The 16,501-nt window shown below is 34.2% G+C and carries 14 protein-coding genes; 7 read left to right on the top strand and 7 right to left on the bottom strand.

The window, feature by feature from the left end:
• Nucleotides 1–91: 91 nt before the first annotated feature.
• The 6 genes from nqrF to HM982_RS02485 all read right to left on the bottom strand — a co-directional run bounded on the left by nqrF (nt 92) and on the right by HM982_RS02485 (nt 6,219).
• Nucleotides 92–1,399 carry an NADH:ubiquinone reductase (Na(+)-transporting) subunit F gene (gene nqrF / locus HM982_RS02510; protein ID WP_179351541.1) on the bottom strand — a complete coding sequence of 436 codons (1,308 nt, stop codon included), beginning with the start codon at nt 1,397–1,399 and terminating at the stop codon, nt 92–94.
• Nucleotides 1,400–1,403: 4 nt separating this feature from the next.
• Nucleotides 1,404–2,150: an NADH:ubiquinone reductase (Na(+)-transporting) subunit E gene (gene nqrE / locus HM982_RS02505; RefSeq protein ID WP_179351540.1), complete on the bottom strand. Its 747-nt coding sequence runs from the start codon at nt 2,148–2,150 to the stop codon at nt 1,404–1,406.
• A 75-nt stretch (nt 2,151–2,225) separates the two neighbouring features.
• Nucleotides 2,226–2,870, bottom strand: coding sequence for an NADH:ubiquinone reductase (Na(+)-transporting) subunit D (locus HM982_RS02500; RefSeq protein ID WP_179351539.1), 645 nt, complete (start codon nt 2,868–2,870; stop codon nt 2,226–2,228).
• Between the two features lie 6 nt (nt 2,871–2,876).
• Nucleotides 2,877–3,626, bottom strand: a complete 750-nt coding sequence (locus tag HM982_RS02495) for a Na(+)-translocating NADH-quinone reductase subunit C (RefSeq protein ID WP_179351538.1) — start codon at nt 3,624–3,626, stop codon at nt 2,877–2,879.
• A 3-nt stretch (nt 3,627–3,629) separates the two neighbouring features.
• Nucleotides 3,630–4,856, bottom strand: coding sequence for an NADH:ubiquinone reductase (Na(+)-transporting) subunit B (locus tag HM982_RS02490; protein WP_179351537.1), 1,227 nt, complete (start codon nt 4,854–4,856; stop codon nt 3,630–3,632).
• Nucleotides 4,857–4,866: 10 nt separating this feature from the next.
• Entirely contained in the window at nt 4,867–6,219 is a 1,353-nt protein-coding gene (locus tag HM982_RS02485; RefSeq protein WP_179351536.1) for a Na(+)-translocating NADH-quinone reductase subunit A, read from the bottom strand.
• A gap of 161 nt (nt 6,220–6,380) precedes the next feature.
• On the opposite strand from HM982_RS02485, the gene HM982_RS02480 reads away from it, so the two are divergent.
• The 4 genes from HM982_RS02480 to HM982_RS02465 all read left to right on the top strand — a co-directional run bounded on the left by HM982_RS02480 (nt 6,381) and on the right by HM982_RS02465 (nt 11,954).
• The gene (locus HM982_RS02480; RefSeq protein ID WP_179351535.1) at nt 6,381–7,634 is read left to right on the top strand and encodes a type IX secretion system plug protein; all 1,254 of its coding nucleotides are present in this window, start codon (nt 6,381–6,383) and stop codon (nt 7,632–7,634) included.
• 174 nt (nt 7,635–7,808) lie between these two features.
• Nucleotides 7,809–8,195 carry a Co2+/Mg2+ efflux protein ApaG gene (gene apaG / locus HM982_RS02475; RefSeq protein ID WP_179352362.1) on the top strand — a complete coding sequence of 129 codons (387 nt, stop codon included), beginning with the start codon at nt 7,809–7,811 and terminating at the stop codon, nt 8,193–8,195.
• Nucleotides 8,196–8,416: 221 nt separating this feature from the next.
• Nucleotides 8,417–10,045: an L-glutamate gamma-semialdehyde dehydrogenase gene (gene pruA / locus HM982_RS02470; RefSeq protein WP_179351534.1), complete on the top strand. Its 1,629-nt coding sequence runs from the start codon at nt 8,417–8,419 to the stop codon at nt 10,043–10,045.
• Between the two features lie 208 nt (nt 10,046–10,253).
• Complete coding sequence (locus HM982_RS02465; RefSeq protein ID WP_179351533.1) at nt 10,254–11,954, top strand: T9SS type A sorting domain-containing protein; 1,701 nt, start codon at nt 10,254–10,256, stop codon at nt 11,952–11,954.
• Nucleotides 11,955–12,129: 175 nt separating this feature from the next.
• Here HM982_RS02465 and HM982_RS02460 read toward each other — a convergent pair whose 3' ends face one another.
• Nucleotides 12,130–13,185, bottom strand: coding sequence for an Omp28-related outer membrane protein (locus HM982_RS02460; RefSeq protein ID WP_179351532.1), 1,056 nt, complete (start codon nt 13,183–13,185; stop codon nt 12,130–12,132).
• Between the two features lie 209 nt (nt 13,186–13,394).
• Here HM982_RS02460 and HM982_RS02455 point away from each other — a divergent pair, with 209 nt between their 5' ends.
• From HM982_RS02455 to HM982_RS02445, 3 genes are read left to right on the top strand one after another with little or no spacing between them, the layout of a single operon-like run.
• A complete protein-coding gene (locus HM982_RS02455) occupies nt 13,395–13,880 on the top strand; it encodes a TlpA family protein disulfide reductase (protein WP_179351531.1) in 486 nt (161 codons plus the stop codon).
• A 44-nt stretch (nt 13,881–13,924) separates the two neighbouring features.
• A complete protein-coding gene (locus tag HM982_RS02450) occupies nt 13,925–15,574 on the top strand; it encodes a DUF6029 family protein (RefSeq protein ID WP_179351530.1) in 1,650 nt (549 codons plus the stop codon).
• A gap of 48 nt (nt 15,575–15,622) precedes the next feature.
• Nucleotides 15,623–16,354, top strand: coding sequence for a T9SS type A sorting domain-containing protein (locus tag HM982_RS02445; RefSeq protein ID WP_179351529.1), 732 nt, complete (start codon nt 15,623–15,625; stop codon nt 16,352–16,354).
• Nucleotides 16,355–16,501 lie beyond the last annotated feature (147 nt).

The raw sequence follows: 16,501 nt of genomic DNA, 5'->3' as shown, positions 1-16,501 counted from the left end.
TAATAAAACAGGAATTAAAAAAATGAACAGTATAAAAACTAAAAAAGCCGATTCAAATGAATCGGCTTTTGTTATAATATAAACTTTAGAATTATCCTCCAAAGTCATCAAATCTAATGTGCTCATCCGGTATACCGAAATCTTCACCCATTTTCTGAACAGCTTGGTTCATTAATGGAGGTCCACAGAAATACAATTCGATATCCTCTGGTGCTTCATGAAGACTTAAGTAGTTATCTATAACACAATTGTGAATAAAGCCTACAAAACCATCTCCAGGTGCATCAATATTTTCTTTTACTTTCCAGTTATCTTCCTCCATAGGTTCAGATAATGCTAAGTAAAACTTAAAGTTAGGGAAATCTCTTTCTAATTCACGGAAGTGCTCTAAGTAGAACAATTCACGTTTAGAACGCCCACCATACCAATACGTTACTTTACGACCTGTTTTTAAGGTTTTGAATAAGTGATATAAGTGTGAACGCATTGGCGCCATACCTGCTCCACCACCAACGTAAAGCATTTCACTGTCTGATTCGTTAATAAAGAATTCACCATAAGGTCCAGAAATAACAACTTTATCACCTGGTTTTTGATTAAAAATATATGATGATGCGACACCTGGATTTACATCCATCCATCCGTTTTTAGCACGATCCCAAGGCGGCGTTGCAATACGAACGTTTAACATAATTTCACGTCCTTCAGCAGGGTAGGAAGCCATTGAATAAGCTCTTTCTACTGTTTCCGTGTTTTTCATTACTAATGGCCAAAGGTTAAATTTGTCCCATTCCGCTTGAAATTTATCAGGTGTTTCGTGTTCTTCTGGATGCGCTGTGATATCCATATCTTCAAACTTCACTTCACAATTTGGAATTTCAATTTGAATATATCCACCTGCTTTATAGCCCATATCTTCAGGAATTTCAACTACAAATTCCTTAATAAATGATGCAACATTGTAATTACGTACAACGGTTGCTTCCCATTTCTTAATTCCGAAAACTTCCTCAGGAATGGTAATCTCCATATCTTGTTTTACTTTAACCTGACAAGATAAACGAGCTCCTTCTTTTAATTCTTTTCTACTAAAGTGTGGAGTTTCTGTTGGTAATGCTTCACCACCACCTGAAAGGACGTGACATTCACATTGAATACATGTTCCACCGCCACCACATGCAGATGGTAAGAATATTTTTTCTGCTCCTAAAGTATTTAATAAAGTACCTCCAGAACCTACTTCGATTTCACGTTCACCATTAATAGTGATTTTTACTGGCCCAGAAGGTGACAGTTTTTGTTTCACTACAAGTAAAAGCGTTACCAATAATAAAGTAACTATTAAAAACGCGACAACTGTAGCGATGACCGTTCCCATTGTGCTTGCTGCTAATACCATATTCCTAATTAATTTTATCCGTAACGTTAGTTGTTTCAATCACTAGACTTGTTGCCTCGTCTTTTTCGTCAGCAATAGCAGTAGTTACCATACCAACTGTATTTTCTTCAGTTTCTTCGGTTGCTTCTTCTTCACCTCCGGTAAGCATACCTCCAAAACTCATAAAACCAATAGCCATTAAACCTGTGATGATAAAGGTAATTCCTAAACCTCTTAAAGCTGGTGGCACATTGCTATATCTAATTTTTTCTCTAATGGCTGCAATAGCAACAATCGCTAAAAACCATCCAATTCCTGATCCTATACCATAATTAAGCGCTAAACCTAAAGTTTCAATCTCTCTTGACTGCATAAATAATGAGCCCCCTAAAATCGCACAGTTCACAGCAATTAATGGTAAAAATATACCTAATGAATTGTATAATGATGGTGAAAATTTCTCAACGATGATTTCAACTAATTGTACCATTGTAGCAATGGTTGCAATAAACATAATAAAAGACAAAAAGCTTAAATCATAATCAGCATATTCTGGGCCTAACCAGGTTAATGCACCTTCTTGTAATAAATACTGATCTAATAGCCAGTTTAAAGGTACTGTTATCGCCAGTACAAATATAACAGCGGCTCCTAATCCTACTGCTGTAGATACTTTTTTAGATACTGCTAAGTATGAACACATACCTAAGAAGTATGCAAACACCATGTTATCTACAAATATCGATTTAAAAAATAATTCTATATGTTCCATATTCTATTAGTTTTCGGTCTCAGCCTCAGTGTACAGCTAACTCCTGCATACTGCGACTACAAACTGTATACTGATTTAGTCTTCTATTAATTCTTTGTTTCTACTACGTTGTACCCAAATGATAATACCTACAACTATTAACGCCATTGGAGGCAATACCATAAATCCATTGTTTTCGTAGCCTATAGCGTATAATCCTGTTTTCTCTACTGAATCTCCAAGGACTTTGAAACCGAACAAGGTTCCTGATCCTAGTAACTCTCTAAAGAACCCGACAATAATCAGAATAACACCATAACCTAAAGCGTTACCAATACCATCTAAAAAAGATCGCCATGTACCGTTAGCTAAAGCAAAAGCTTCAAAACGTCCCATGATGATACAATTAGTAATAATTAAGCCAATAAAAACCGAGAGTTCTTTACTTAAGCTATAAGCATAAGCCTTTAACACTTGATCCACTATAATAACTAAAGTTGCAACAACAACAAGTTGTACAATAATTCTAATTTTTGAAGGAATGATATTTCGCATTAACGAAATTACCACGTTACCAACCCCCATAACAAACATTACAGAAATTGCCATTACTATTGATGGCTTTAACTGCGCTGTAATAGCTAAAGCAGAACAGATACCTAATACCTGAATGGTAATAGGGTTGTTGTCCGCTAAGGGGTCCATTATAAGTTTACTATCTTTTTTTGATAAAAGTCCCATACATTTTTATTTTAATGTCTTGAAATAAGGCACGTACATTTTTAAATCTTTCTTAATCATCGCAGTTATACCATCACCAGTAATAGTTGCACCAGCAATAGCATCAACGGCATTATCCGTTTTTCTTTGGTTTTTAGGATCAGCATTACCTTTAGCTACTGTGATACCTTTAAAAGCACCTGATTCACCAAATAAACTTTCCCCTTCAAAATCGTCCATAAAATAACGTTGTTTAATTTCTGCACCCAAACCAGGTGTTTCACCTGCATGATCAAAAAATACGCCTTGAACAGTCATAGATTTATCTACTGCAACAAATCCCCAAATGGCATCCCATAATCCTTTTCCTCTAATTGGAATAACATAGATTGGTTCTCCGTCTTTTTCACCTTCAAACAATGGTAATTTTCGTTCGTAGTTAGAATCTTTAGCTTTAGCCTCTTCTTTTTTAATATCTATTAAATAGGCTTCTGGATTTTCTGAAGCTTCTGTACCTTCAATTACATATTGCTTTGTAATAGTACTCTTAAATTTATCTTCTACTTCATCTGTAGAAATAAAAGCAACATCACTTGTACCTTCATTGGCGTTAATACCCATGGCGTACAATATATTTTGTTGTTTTTCAAAACGTTTATTAGCATCCACTAAAGGTTTTAATCCTGAAGCTAGTCCTGCAAGTATCGAGCCTACAACCACTACCATCACAATGGAAAAAATAATGGTGTAACTATTTTTATCTGTATCGATTGCCATAACTTAAGCTGTTTTTAATTTTCCTCTTTTTAATCTTCTTTTCACATTACCTTGAACCACATAGTGATCAATGGTAGGTGCAAACACATTCATTAATAATATTGCTAACATCACGCCTTCAGGATAAGCAGGATTAAATACACGAATCATAATAGAAATAAATCCGATTAAGAAACCGTAAATCCATTTTCCTTTATTTGTTTGTGATGCTGTTACTGGATCTGTAGCCATATAAACAATACCAAATGCCATACCACCAATTAATAAATGATGCCAGAATTCCGTATTCATTAAGCCATAAAAATTACTTGTTTCTGTAATCCATCCTGCTGCAACTACAAGGTTAAAAATATACCCCATAACTAATGCACCTATTACAGAGCTCAACATTATTCTCCAGCTGCCTATCTTAGTAAAGATTAGGAATAAACCACCCAATAATATTAATAGTGTTGAAGTTTCACCTATGGATCCAGGAATAAATCCAAAAAACATGTCCGCTACGGAATAATCAATAGGATGTGATTGTGCTAATCCACCTAATATGGTTTCTCCTGAAATGGCATCAGCATTAGATCCTGCTATAATTTCTTTAGCGCGTTCTGTAGCACCTTCAACCCATACTTTATCACCACTCATCCAAGTAGGATAAGCAAAGAATAAAAAGGCTCTAATAGTTAAAGCAGGATTTAAAATATTCATCCCAGTTCCTCCAAAGACCTCTTTTCCGATAACAACACCGAAAGCAACAGCTACCACCAACATCCATAACGGAATATCAATTGGCACAATTAATGGCACTAACATCCCTGTTACTAAATAGCCTTCTTCAACTTCATGGCCTTTTATTACAGCAAATAGGAATTCAATTCCTAGTCCAACACCATAAGAAATAAGTAGTATAGGAAGTATCTTCCAAAACCCTAAAGTAAAGTTTTGTAAGGTCCAAAATTCACTACTAAAGAAACCGCTAGTTACAGCTTCTATTTCGCCTACAGCTAAGTAATGCTGATAACCTGCATTAAACATACCAAAGATTAAACACGGTATTAATGCCATAATCACCGTATTCATGGTACGCTTTAAATCGTCCGCCGCCTTTATATGTGTACCACCATGAGTAGTATCATTAGGCGTATATAGAAAAGTATGTAAGGCGTTGAAGGCAGGTGCCATCTTAGTTCCTTTATATTTTTCTCTTATGTTATGTAAGTTTTGTTTTAAACCCATTATCTATTTTTTAACCGATTTCTTCTAACATTAAATCCAAACCTGCTCTAATGATTTGCTGATGTGGTTGTTTAGACACACACACAAATTCTGTTAAGGCAAAATCTTCAGGTGCAACTTCATACATTCCTAAAGCCTCCATTTCATCTAAATCTTTATACAAACACGATTTTAAAATCTGCATTGGATAAATATCTAATGGAAACACTTGCTCATAATTCCCTGTCAGCACAAAGTTTCTATGCTCACCATTCATATTCGCATTGAGTTCGTATTTCTTATTTGGAGTTAACCATGAAAACGTTAAAGCTCTTGTGTTAGAGACTTTATCAAATACTGGTTTATTCCATCCAAATAATTCGTAATCATTACCCTCTGGAATTACTGAAATTATATTACTATAATAATCTAAATGACCATCTGGTTGTACGCGTTTGCCCGACAATACATTTCCTGAAATAAAACGGTCATCACCGTCTCTTTCAACACCATTATCATAAACCATTGTAGAAATTTCAGAACCAATTTTGGTTTTAAAATAACGTGGTTTTTTAACTGATGATCCGGCTAGCGCAACGATACGTTCTGCATTAAACTGTCCTGTTAAAAGCAATTCACCAATAATTACTAAATCTTGTGCGTTAACCGTCCAAACCGTTTCTCCTTTGTTTACCGGACTCACTTTATTAATTAGTGTTCCGACATTACCTGAAGGATGTGGTCCAGAAACCTTATGGATTGTTACGTTTTGCAGACTAGCTAAAGGCGAATTAGAAGATGCTCCCACTGAAATATGGAACCCGCCATCCGTAAATTTAGACAGCGCATCAACAGCGGCTTGCAATTCTGCTTCTTTACCAGCTAGCGTATAATCTAAATCTGCTGCTAAAGGTGCACTTGCATAACCTGAAACAAAAATAGCTTTTGGCGTGCTGTCTGCTTTTGCAACAACATCGTAAGGACGTTGTTTTATAAAAGCCCAACAACCTGTCGCTAATAAATGTGCTTTGGTTTTTTCGGCATCAGAAGCTAAATCAAACTTACCATGGTCTAGGAAGGTTTGTGCTTTATCTGCTGTAATTTTAATGGCGTCTATGCGACGTCTTGGTCCACGCTGTATTTCTGTTATCTCACCAGAAACAGGTGAAACAAATTTCATAGCCTCATTATCCTTGTTGTAAAACAAAGTTTCTCCCGCTTTAACGTGAGTCCCTTCTTTTGCAACTAATTTTGGAATAATCGTGTGGAAGTCCTCAGGTCTTATAGAATAGAAATTACTTATCACAGCATTTTCTGTCGCTTTTTCGGCTTCACCGACTAGCTTTATATCTAAGCCCTTTTTAATTTTGATGTCTTTTGACATATACTAAAGATTAGTTATCTAAAAATCGATGCGAATTTACAAATTTATGCTTAATTAAAAATGAAGTTTTATGTAACTTTATTATTTGTAATCATTATAAATAAGACCCTTGCTCTAAAGCTTAGTTTTTCATTATATTTACACATCTCACAATTTCTAGAATGAAACACACAATACATTATTTTTTACTACTCGTAATATGCCCTATAATATCAATATCTCAGCCCATTGAAGAACTCAACCCGCCTGATTTTATAAAAACAATAACATTTAAAAGCAACACCACAGAAGGACAACTTCCGGTATTAAAACTAGGAGAATCTTTATTATTAGAGTTTGACGCCTTAACAGGAAATGAAGAAGACTTTTATTACGTTATAGAACATTACAATTTTGACTGGACACCTTCAAGTTTAGTGAAATCTGAATATCTAAAAGGATTAGACAACCAAAGAATCATGGACTATGAAAATTCTTTTAACACTTACCAGATTTATTCGCACTACAATTTAGAAATCCCAAACACTCAAACACACGCCTTATTAAAAAGTGGAAATTATATGATTTTCATTTATGACGATTATGGCGAGCTAATGTTTAGTCGAAAATTTATGGTGTATGAAAGCTTAGCAAATGTTGGAATAGAAATTAAACGCTCTAGAGATGTCAAACATATTTCCGAAAAACAAACGGTAGATATGGTAATCTCAACACCGAGTATCAATCTTAACAACCCAACAGAAACCGTTAAAACACTTATCATACAAAACAACAATATTAACACAGCTATCACAGACCTAAAGCCACAGTACACTTTAGGCAATGAGCTTATTTACCGATACGATTCACAGTCTTCATTTTGGGGAGGTAATGAGTATTTCTATTTTGAAAACAAAGATGTAAGAGCTGCTAATGTTGGCGTTCAATTTATTGACTTAAAAGAGCTTTACCACAACTATTTGTTCACTAACACATCTCGAAAAAACAAACCCTACACATATAATCCAGATATTAACGGGAATTTTTTAGTCACAATTATAGACCGAGATGAACCCGATATTGAAGCCGATTATGTAATGGTTCATTTTTCATTGTTACACGATGAATTAATAGATAAAGACATCCACGTTTACGGCAATTTTAATGCGTTTACCAATGAACCCATGACAAAAATGGAATACAATCCTGAAAGTAAAAGTTACGAATCCATTTTACTTTTAAAACAAGGATTTTACAACTATAAATATGTCGCTGTAGACAAAGAGACTGGCGAATTGGACGAAGGTCTAATTAGTGGTAATTTTTGGGAAACCGAAAACAATTATAAGGTTTTAGTTTATTACAGAAATCTTGGTGCTCGGTATGACCGACTTATTGGTTTTGGTGAGGCGTCTTCTGTAAATATTTCTAATTGATAAACTGCTGTTTTTCAAATCACAAAAAATAATTCCAAATATTTTAAATAACGAAATCATATACGGTTTTATTAGCTATTTGTTAAAAATTAAGTCCTCTTACCCGAATTATAATGCTTGATTCAAAAATTATGTTATTTTAGCATAGAAAATCATTTAGAATTAATGAAATCTATGGTACAACAAGTTACAAGCGGAATAAAAATTTCTGTACAAACCAACTTTGAAGGCACATTTTATAAGAATTATAAAGTACACTTTGCGTTTGGTTATAAGGTAACTATTGAGAACCAAAGTAAAGATTCTGTTCAGTTAAATTCGAGACACTGGAAAATCCTCGACGCTTTAAATAATGAAGAAATTATTGATGGCGAAGGTGTTATTGGTAAAAAACCAGTTTTAAAACCCGGTGAATCTCATACTTATAATTCAGGTTGCCTTCTAACATCACCATTCGGAGCTATGCAAGGACATTATAACATGATAAACCTCACTAAAACCAACAAGTTTAAAGTTTACATTCCTTCTTTTAAATTGAGTGCGCCTTTTGCACTTAATTAATTTTTTCTTATTTGATTTTCTAAAAACGTCAGTTTTTGGCATTTTATTTTAGGTTCTCAGCAAGACAACCCTAAACTAGCTAAACCAAATATTCTGTTAAACCAAGCATTAACAGACACTTAATCTTCACAGAACTATAACATTTTAAAAAAAATTACTTCTATAAAAATTGTAACTTTACAGTATAGAAAAATTTTAAACTAAAAAAATCAAAATAACATATGGGAAAAGGATTCTTTAACGTACCAATAGCAATCAACGAACCTGTAAAATCTTATGCGCCTGACTCACCTGAGCGCAAAGCAGTTTTAGATACTTACAAACAAATGTATAACAGCAAAGTTGAAGTCCCTTTATATATTAATGGTAAAGACATTAAAACTGGAAATACCAGAAAGATGTCGCCTCCTCACGACCATCAACATAATTTAGGCGAATATCATTTAGCAGAAAAAACACATGTTGAAGAAGCGATTGCTACAGCACTTGAAGCACGTAAATCTTGGTCTCAAATGCCATGGGAACAACGTGCAGGTATATTTTTAAAAGCCGCTGAATTAATTGCTGGTCCTTATAGAAACAAAATTAACGCCGCAACAATGCTTGCGCAATCAAAAAACATTTATCAAGCTGAAATTGATTCTGCATGTGAGTTAATCGATTTCTTACGTTTTAATGTTCAGTACATGTCTGAAATCTACATGGAACAACCAGAAAGCACAAGTGACGCCTGGAACCGTGTTGAATACAGACCACTTGAAGGGTTCACCTATGCCGTTACCCCTTTTAACTTTACAGCTATAGCAGGAAATTTACCTTCATGTATGGCATTAATGGGTAATGTTGTGGTTTGGAAACCTAGTGATAGCCAAGTTTACTCAGCAAAAGTCATTATGGATATTTTTAAAGAAGCTGGTGTACCAGATGGTGTAATTAATGTTGTTTTTGGCGACCCTGAAATGATTACAAATACCATTTTAGCTAGTCCAGATTTTTCTGGTTTACATTTCACAGGTTCTACATACGTATTTAAAGAATTATGGAAGCAAATTGGAAACAATATCCACAACTACAAAACTTACCCAAGAATCGTTGGTGAAACAGGTGGAAAAGATTTTATTATAGCGCACAAAACAGCAAATGCAAAACAAGTAGCAACTGCTATTTCTCGTGGTGCTTTTGAGTTTCAAGGTCAAAAATGTAGTGCTGCATCTCGAGCTTACGTACCTAAAGGGATTTGGGATGATGTTAAAGCCTATGTTATTGAAGACATAAAGTCCTTTAAAATGGGCTCACCTGAAGATATGAGCAACTTTATAACAGCTGTAATTCATGAAGGTTCTTTTGATAAATTAGCAAAATACATTGATGCTGCAAAATCTGACAGTGATGCAGAAATTATTGCTGGCGGAAATTATGATAAATCTAAAGGTTATTTTATTGAACCAACCGTTATTGTTACCACTGACCCTAAATACACAACCATGTCTACGGAGTTATTTGGTCCTGTAATAACCATATACGTTTACGAAGATGATGCTTATTCTGAAACTTTAAAATTGGTTGATGAAACAAGTGAGTATGCCTTAACAGGAGCCATTTTATCATCTTGCCGTTATGCTATAGAAGAAGCAACCAAAGCACTACAAAATTCGGCTGGTAATTTCTATATTAATGATAAACCAACAGGCGCTGTTGTAGGTCAACAACCATTTGGAGGCGCAAGAGCATCAGGAACAAATGATAAAGCTGGTAGTGCACAAAATTTATTACGATGGGTATCACCTAGATTAATTAAAGAAACTTTTGTAACACCTACAGATTACAGATATCCTTTTTTAGGTGAATAAAAATAAACTACAGTATTAGTTGATTTAACTTTTAGTTCAACCTAGGTTATCTAATCAAAGCTTAGGACAACTAACAACATGAAATAAAATCCTTAGATGCATTTTTTGTATTTAAGGATTTTATTTTTGCGTTTAATATAAATATTCTTAAAATTTACCGAAAGCTTTTATAAACGTTGTACCTTGCTGAATAACAAACAATAACACTATGAAAAAACAGTACTTAATAGCCTTATTTTGTTTGCCTTTTTTATTGACAGGCCAAACCACCTTCACCTCTAATATTACACCAGACTTATCAGCTTATGGTGAAACAACTAATCACCCAGGAGAGGGCGAATATCAAACCTTTTTAAGTCCAGATAACATTCTAGACAAACCCATCATTGTTGTTGACGGTTTAGATATTGGCGACGTTAGAAATATTGATGGTATTTATAGCCTCTTAGATTTCGCTAGTGCTTCTGGATCAGAGAATTTAGCTGACCAACTACGTGATGAAGGTTTTGATATTGTGATATTAAACTTTCCGACATACACGAGAACCACTGATAATGTCACCATAGATGGCGGCTCGGATTTTATAGAACGTAATGCTATGATATTAGTAGAATTACTTGATATAATTAATGCTGAAAAAGCTACAAACAGTCCTGACCAAAATGTTATTATAGGTCCTAGCATGGGTGGATTAATAGCGCGTTACGCATTAAATTACATGGAGGCAAATAGCTTAGAAGCTGACACCAGACTTTATATTTCATTTGATGCACCTCACCATGGCGCCAATATCCCGATTGGCTTACAACACCAGCTTAATTATTTAGCTTATAATGACTTATACCCTTTAGAAGCATTACAGCCATTGATAACAAACTTTTTAAATTCTACAGCATCAAGACAATTACTTATAGACCATTTTGAAGCGCATTTAGAAAGTGGTAGCCTCGTGGATTTTGACGACACACAAACACAACCAGAATCGCATCCCTTTAGACAACAATTTGAAAGTAATATTAACGGATTAATAGCAGGAGGTTTTCCACAAAACACAAGAAATGTTGCCATCATAAATGGAAGTGGAATTGGGAGCCCTTATTTTGCTATCGGAGACAGTGGCCCAACTGTAACTAATGGTTTTTCTATGTTAAGCACGACACTTCCTGTAACTGTACCTAGTCCGTTTGGCGATATTTCTATTGATGTTGAAATTGATGTAAACATGACACCTGAAGCAGGAACACCACAGCAAGTGAGTCGCTTCTATGCACCTATTCCAATTGTACCAGATATAGAAGCTATTGCAAATTCTGGCACTACAAATTTTGACGGTGTAGATGCTGCGCCAGGTGGGTTATTTGAAGTTTCAGCTTTAGTTGGAGATGCTTCTGGAGAAGAAGACCTCACTACCGATTTCTTTACGGCATTACAGATTGACAAGTTTAGCTTTATACCTTCAGTAAGCGCATTAGCTCTTGATATTACCGAAGACGCTACTGACAATGAAATAAATTGGCATCACAGTATTAATTTACCGGACGATAGCACACCGTTTGTCAACATATTTATGCCAGACGACAACCAACCACATCTACAACTTACCCAGGCGAATGTTGCATTTGCTTTAAATGAAATACTAAATCCACCATTACATATTTCAAATCCGGAGTTATTGACATTTCAATTGGAAAAAAACCCAGTTAAAAATGAATTGATATTAAACTCTAATCGTAATACTAAAGCCAATATTAGTATTACTGATGTCTCAGGAAAAACAGTCTTAAAACAACAAACCGATTTAAGTTCTAGACAAATTATTCCTATAAATTTAATTTCAGGTTTTTATATTCTGAATATTTCAGCAGAAAATAACACCAGTTTTACAACAAAATTTATCGTGAATAAATAAGTATATTAATTAAAAAACGAGGTTCCTAAAAGGTTTAAAAAAATACGTTTTGTTACACTGAGCATAGTCGAAATATCTTTAAATTTAAAACAGTAGACTTTTCTACTGCGCTCAAAAAGACATTATAAAATACTTTTTAGGCAAGCTCAATTTAAAAAAGAGGGATAAAAATACCCTATTCGTAAGGCTTATCTTCATTAATATGGGCATGCTGAGAATTTTTAGCGGTATTATTAGAATCAACTACCATAGCTGCAATACTTAAATTTTCAGTTACATAATTAGAAGGTACGGTAAGTGTAAAAGAGGCTGTATATTCAGTCAGTGCAGCAGTAGCAGGAATAGCATCTCCTAAAACACTAGACATCGAATTTCTTAATGTTTCGTTATGTACAAAATCTTCAATCGGATTTCCAGCGTTATAATAAGAACTCGTACTGTCTCCATTGTAATAATTAACTTGATCACTAACTATGCCATCTTCCAATAAATAAACCACTAACTTATCACCTTCCATAGAACCTTCTTCATAAACCACATTTACTTGAACTGTTAACGCATCTCCGATCAATTCAGAATCAATAGCCAATGCTAAATTTGTATCTAAACCAGCAATACTCGTTACATCGCTATTAGCATGCGGCATGTCCCAATTTTCAGACCTATTAATTTTAGCTGCAGGAAACCCTTCAATACCAAAGGCGTCTTTTAATAATTGCACTTGATCAAAATGCATAGGTTCAGGATAATTATTATTTGTTTCATGAATAGCCACAACGGTTATAAAATCTGTTGCTTCACTTAAAGAATGTATTGCGCCAGCAACTCTAGGGCAAAAACCACACCATGTCCCTGTATAATCTTCAATCACAATTTTTCGCTTAGGTATTATTACACTAAAAGATTCTGTTTCTGTAGTGACTTCAAATCCATTTTGAATATAAACACCATAGACCTCAAAATCACCTGTAGTATCAGATGAAAAAGTAGACCCAAATATAGGCTCACCGTTAACATAAAATGTAGTAATGCTTGTAACATCTTCGCCGTCTTCGGTTACAACTCTAAAAGGTATGTCTTGATTAATCAACGAAGCTTTTCTAACAAATTTATTCTCATTTAACACTGTAACCGAACTCACCAGTGGTTCATTATCTTCTACTTTACTACAAGCTACACTTATTAAAACAATAAATAATAAATATAACTTGGATCTTTTTCTTGAATTCATATCAATTCTATAGTTTTTTTGCTAAAATAATTAATTTTTAATACATCACTACAATTGAAAAAAATTTAACTAATATTGTGAATCAAAACATTAAAAATTTCATTACACAACATGTACGCTAAAGGTTATAATCATCTAAAATAATGATTTATATAATTTAACATGCAGCTCTGATTGCTATTGGAATAAAAATCAACTAACACAAACACATGAAAAAACTAATTTTTATTTTTTGCCTAGGTCTATTTAGTCTAACTTCTATAGCTCAAAATGACCTTCCTAATCTAGATGTGACAACTATAGATGGAAAAACTGTAGCAATAAAAGAGGCAACCAATAAAGATGGTATTACCATTGTTTCGCTTTGGGCGACTTGGTGTGTCCCTTGCTTAAAAGAGCTAGATGCTATTAATGATATTTATGATGAATGGCAAGAAGAAACCAACGTAGAACTTTTAGCAATATCAGTAGATGATAGTAGAACTGTAAAACGTGTAAAATCTATGGTCAATGGTAAAGGCTGGGAATACACCGTTTTATTAGACACTAATAATGATTTAAAACGCGCACTAAACGCCTCTAGTATTCCACTTACAATTTTAGTAAAAGACAATAAAATTGTGTATGAACATTCGGGTTACAGTCCTGGTGCAGAATTAGAATTGTACGAAAAAATTAAAGAATTCTCTAAATAACATTACTAACACTTAATAGCTTACCGCTAACAACTTCCCTCATAATGAAAAAATTAGTCATTCTAATTACGCTATTTTCAAACCTATACATTATAAACGCTCAAGAGACTGGCTATTTTTACGGCGGTTTAGAGTCTAATTCCCAATGGCTTCAAACCGATGAAGGCATAAATTTCTTAGCTCCAGAAGATCAATTTAGAGCTAATAATTATATCCTACTGAATTATAACCTTGGAAAATTTACCGCTGGTGTTCAATACGAATCCTACCTGCCGTCTGCTTTATTAGGCTATGACTCTGTTTATGACAACCAAAATGATGTAGCAACTTACTATTTTAATTATAAAGACGAAACGTTAGATATTACAGGTGGCTATTTCTATGAGCAATTTGGAAGTGGTTTAATACTGCGCTCATGGGAAGATCGACAACTTGGACTCAACAATGCGTTAAAAGGACTGAATGTAAAATTTGATGTCACTAAAGATTTAAGACTTAAAGCTGTTTTTGGAAAACAACGTGTAGGTTTTGAAGAATCTGACGGAACCATTCAAGGTATAGATGCTGATTTGAGTTTAAGTGGTGCTTTAAATATTGAAGCTGTAGACATACAAATGGGAGCGAGTTACGTAGGTAGAAACCAAGACACTAATGGTGTTGAAGCTTTACCAACTACCGTTGGCGCTTATGGAGGTCGATTAGATTTTATAATTGACAACTTTTACGCTGGTGTTGAAGCTATTGTGAAAGACCCTGATGTTATTGCAAATGAAGGACAGATTTCTTCAAATAAATTATATGACGGTACAGCCTTACAAGTAAACGCTGGTTATGCCCAAAAAGGATTAGGTATAAATGCAACATTTAGACGTTTAGAAAATTTTAGCTTTTATTCCGATCGTTTAGCAGAAGGAAATATCTTTAACCAACAAGTTATAAATTATGTGCCAGGTCTTACCAAGCAACAAGATTATTTACTGACAAACATTTACGTTTACAATCCACAACCACGATTAATTATTGAATCATTTGACCAAAGAGCTGGAGAAGTGGGAACACAATTTGATTTGTTCTACTCCTTTAAAAAAGGAACTAGCTTGGGTGGAAAATATGGTACTAAACTGGCTATGAATTTCTCATATTGGGGTGGATTAGATGCAGAATATAACATTGAAAACAAATGGTACGAAGCCAAATTTATTGGTAAAGGTCATCAACTTTTTAGAGATATTAATCTTGAAATTAAAAAGAAATGGTCTAAAAAATGGAGTTCAGTGGTAACTTATCAAAATGTAATTGTAGACAAAGGTGTTGTTGAAGGTGGCCCATTAGGAGACAAGTCTATTCTTGCCAACATCGGTGTCATTGAAGCCACAAGACGATTTGAGGACGGAAAAGCAGCACGTTTTGTAGCCCAACATTTATGGAGTGAAGATGATCGCAAAAATTGGGCAGCTGGAGTTATTGAATATAATTTTTCTACCAGATTAGCAATTTATGCTGCTGATAACTGGAATTATGGAGGTCCTAATAATACGCACTACTACAGTGTTGGTGGAAGTTACAGTAAAGGCAACACAAGATTAGGGCTAAACTACGGAAGACAACGAGGCGGTCTAATCTGTATTGGAGGTGTTTGTAGATTTGTTCCAGAAAACACAGGCCTAAGCGCTAATTTAACGGTCGCATTCTAAATAATAAAAAAACGTAATTTTATCTATTAATCTCAAAATCAATTCACCATGACAAAAAAACTACTTTGCTTAAGTTTAATATTAACTTCTTTTATCTGCCAAGCGCAATTTGATGTGATCTACAAAAGAAACAATTCTATAGTTACAGATGGGCAGACTTACACATTTACGGATGCACAATGCGAATACACTGACCCATGTAATTGGACATTTAAAGTGACGAACACCTCAACTGAAGACATTTACATGAAAGTAATTGTAGATGAACTCGTTAACAATGACGGTTCAAATTTTCAAGTTTGCTTTGCTAGCGTTTGCCTTTATAACATCAGTCTTGGTAGTGCTTATCCTAGTACAGCGGCTTTAATTACTCCTGGAGCTACTAATGACCAAGGCAATAGTCTTTGGAATTTAAATGATCCTGATACTACAACCAATATGAGTTGGACGCTAAGATTTCAAGCTTATGATGCAGCTGACAATGAAATTGGAACCCCAATAAGCGTCACTTATAATTATCAACCTACACTTAGTATAGAAGACTCTGAAATTTCAAATTTAAAAGTATTTCCTACTGAAGTAAAAGACGAACTTAACGTTTCTGTTGATGAAAATATATCTGCCGTATTTTATGATATAACAGGTAAAAAAGTTAAGGAAGTACAAGTTTTATCTGGCAATCAAAAAATCATGACTTCAGATTTATCTTCACAGATTTATTTTGTTCATTTTAAAAATGAGGCTGGCCTAAAAACAGTTGTTAAAATAGCAAAAAAGTAAAACATTGACGATTGTACTAATCAATAAAATAGAACCACAAAATACCGCTTTATATAATTTCTATACCAAGATATTGATTTCTTTAGAGAAACGATATCTTGGATAGCGATATCAAAATTTCTAAATAAAATTAGTTTATCATTTTCC

Source organism: Winogradskyella vidalii (genome assembly GCF_013403955.1).
Lineage (GTDB): Bacteria > Bacteroidota > Bacteroidia > Flavobacteriales > Flavobacteriaceae > Winogradskyella > Winogradskyella vidalii.
The sequence above is the reverse complement of the archived record's forward strand: the minus strand, read 5'-3'. Positions and strand labels throughout refer to the sequence as shown.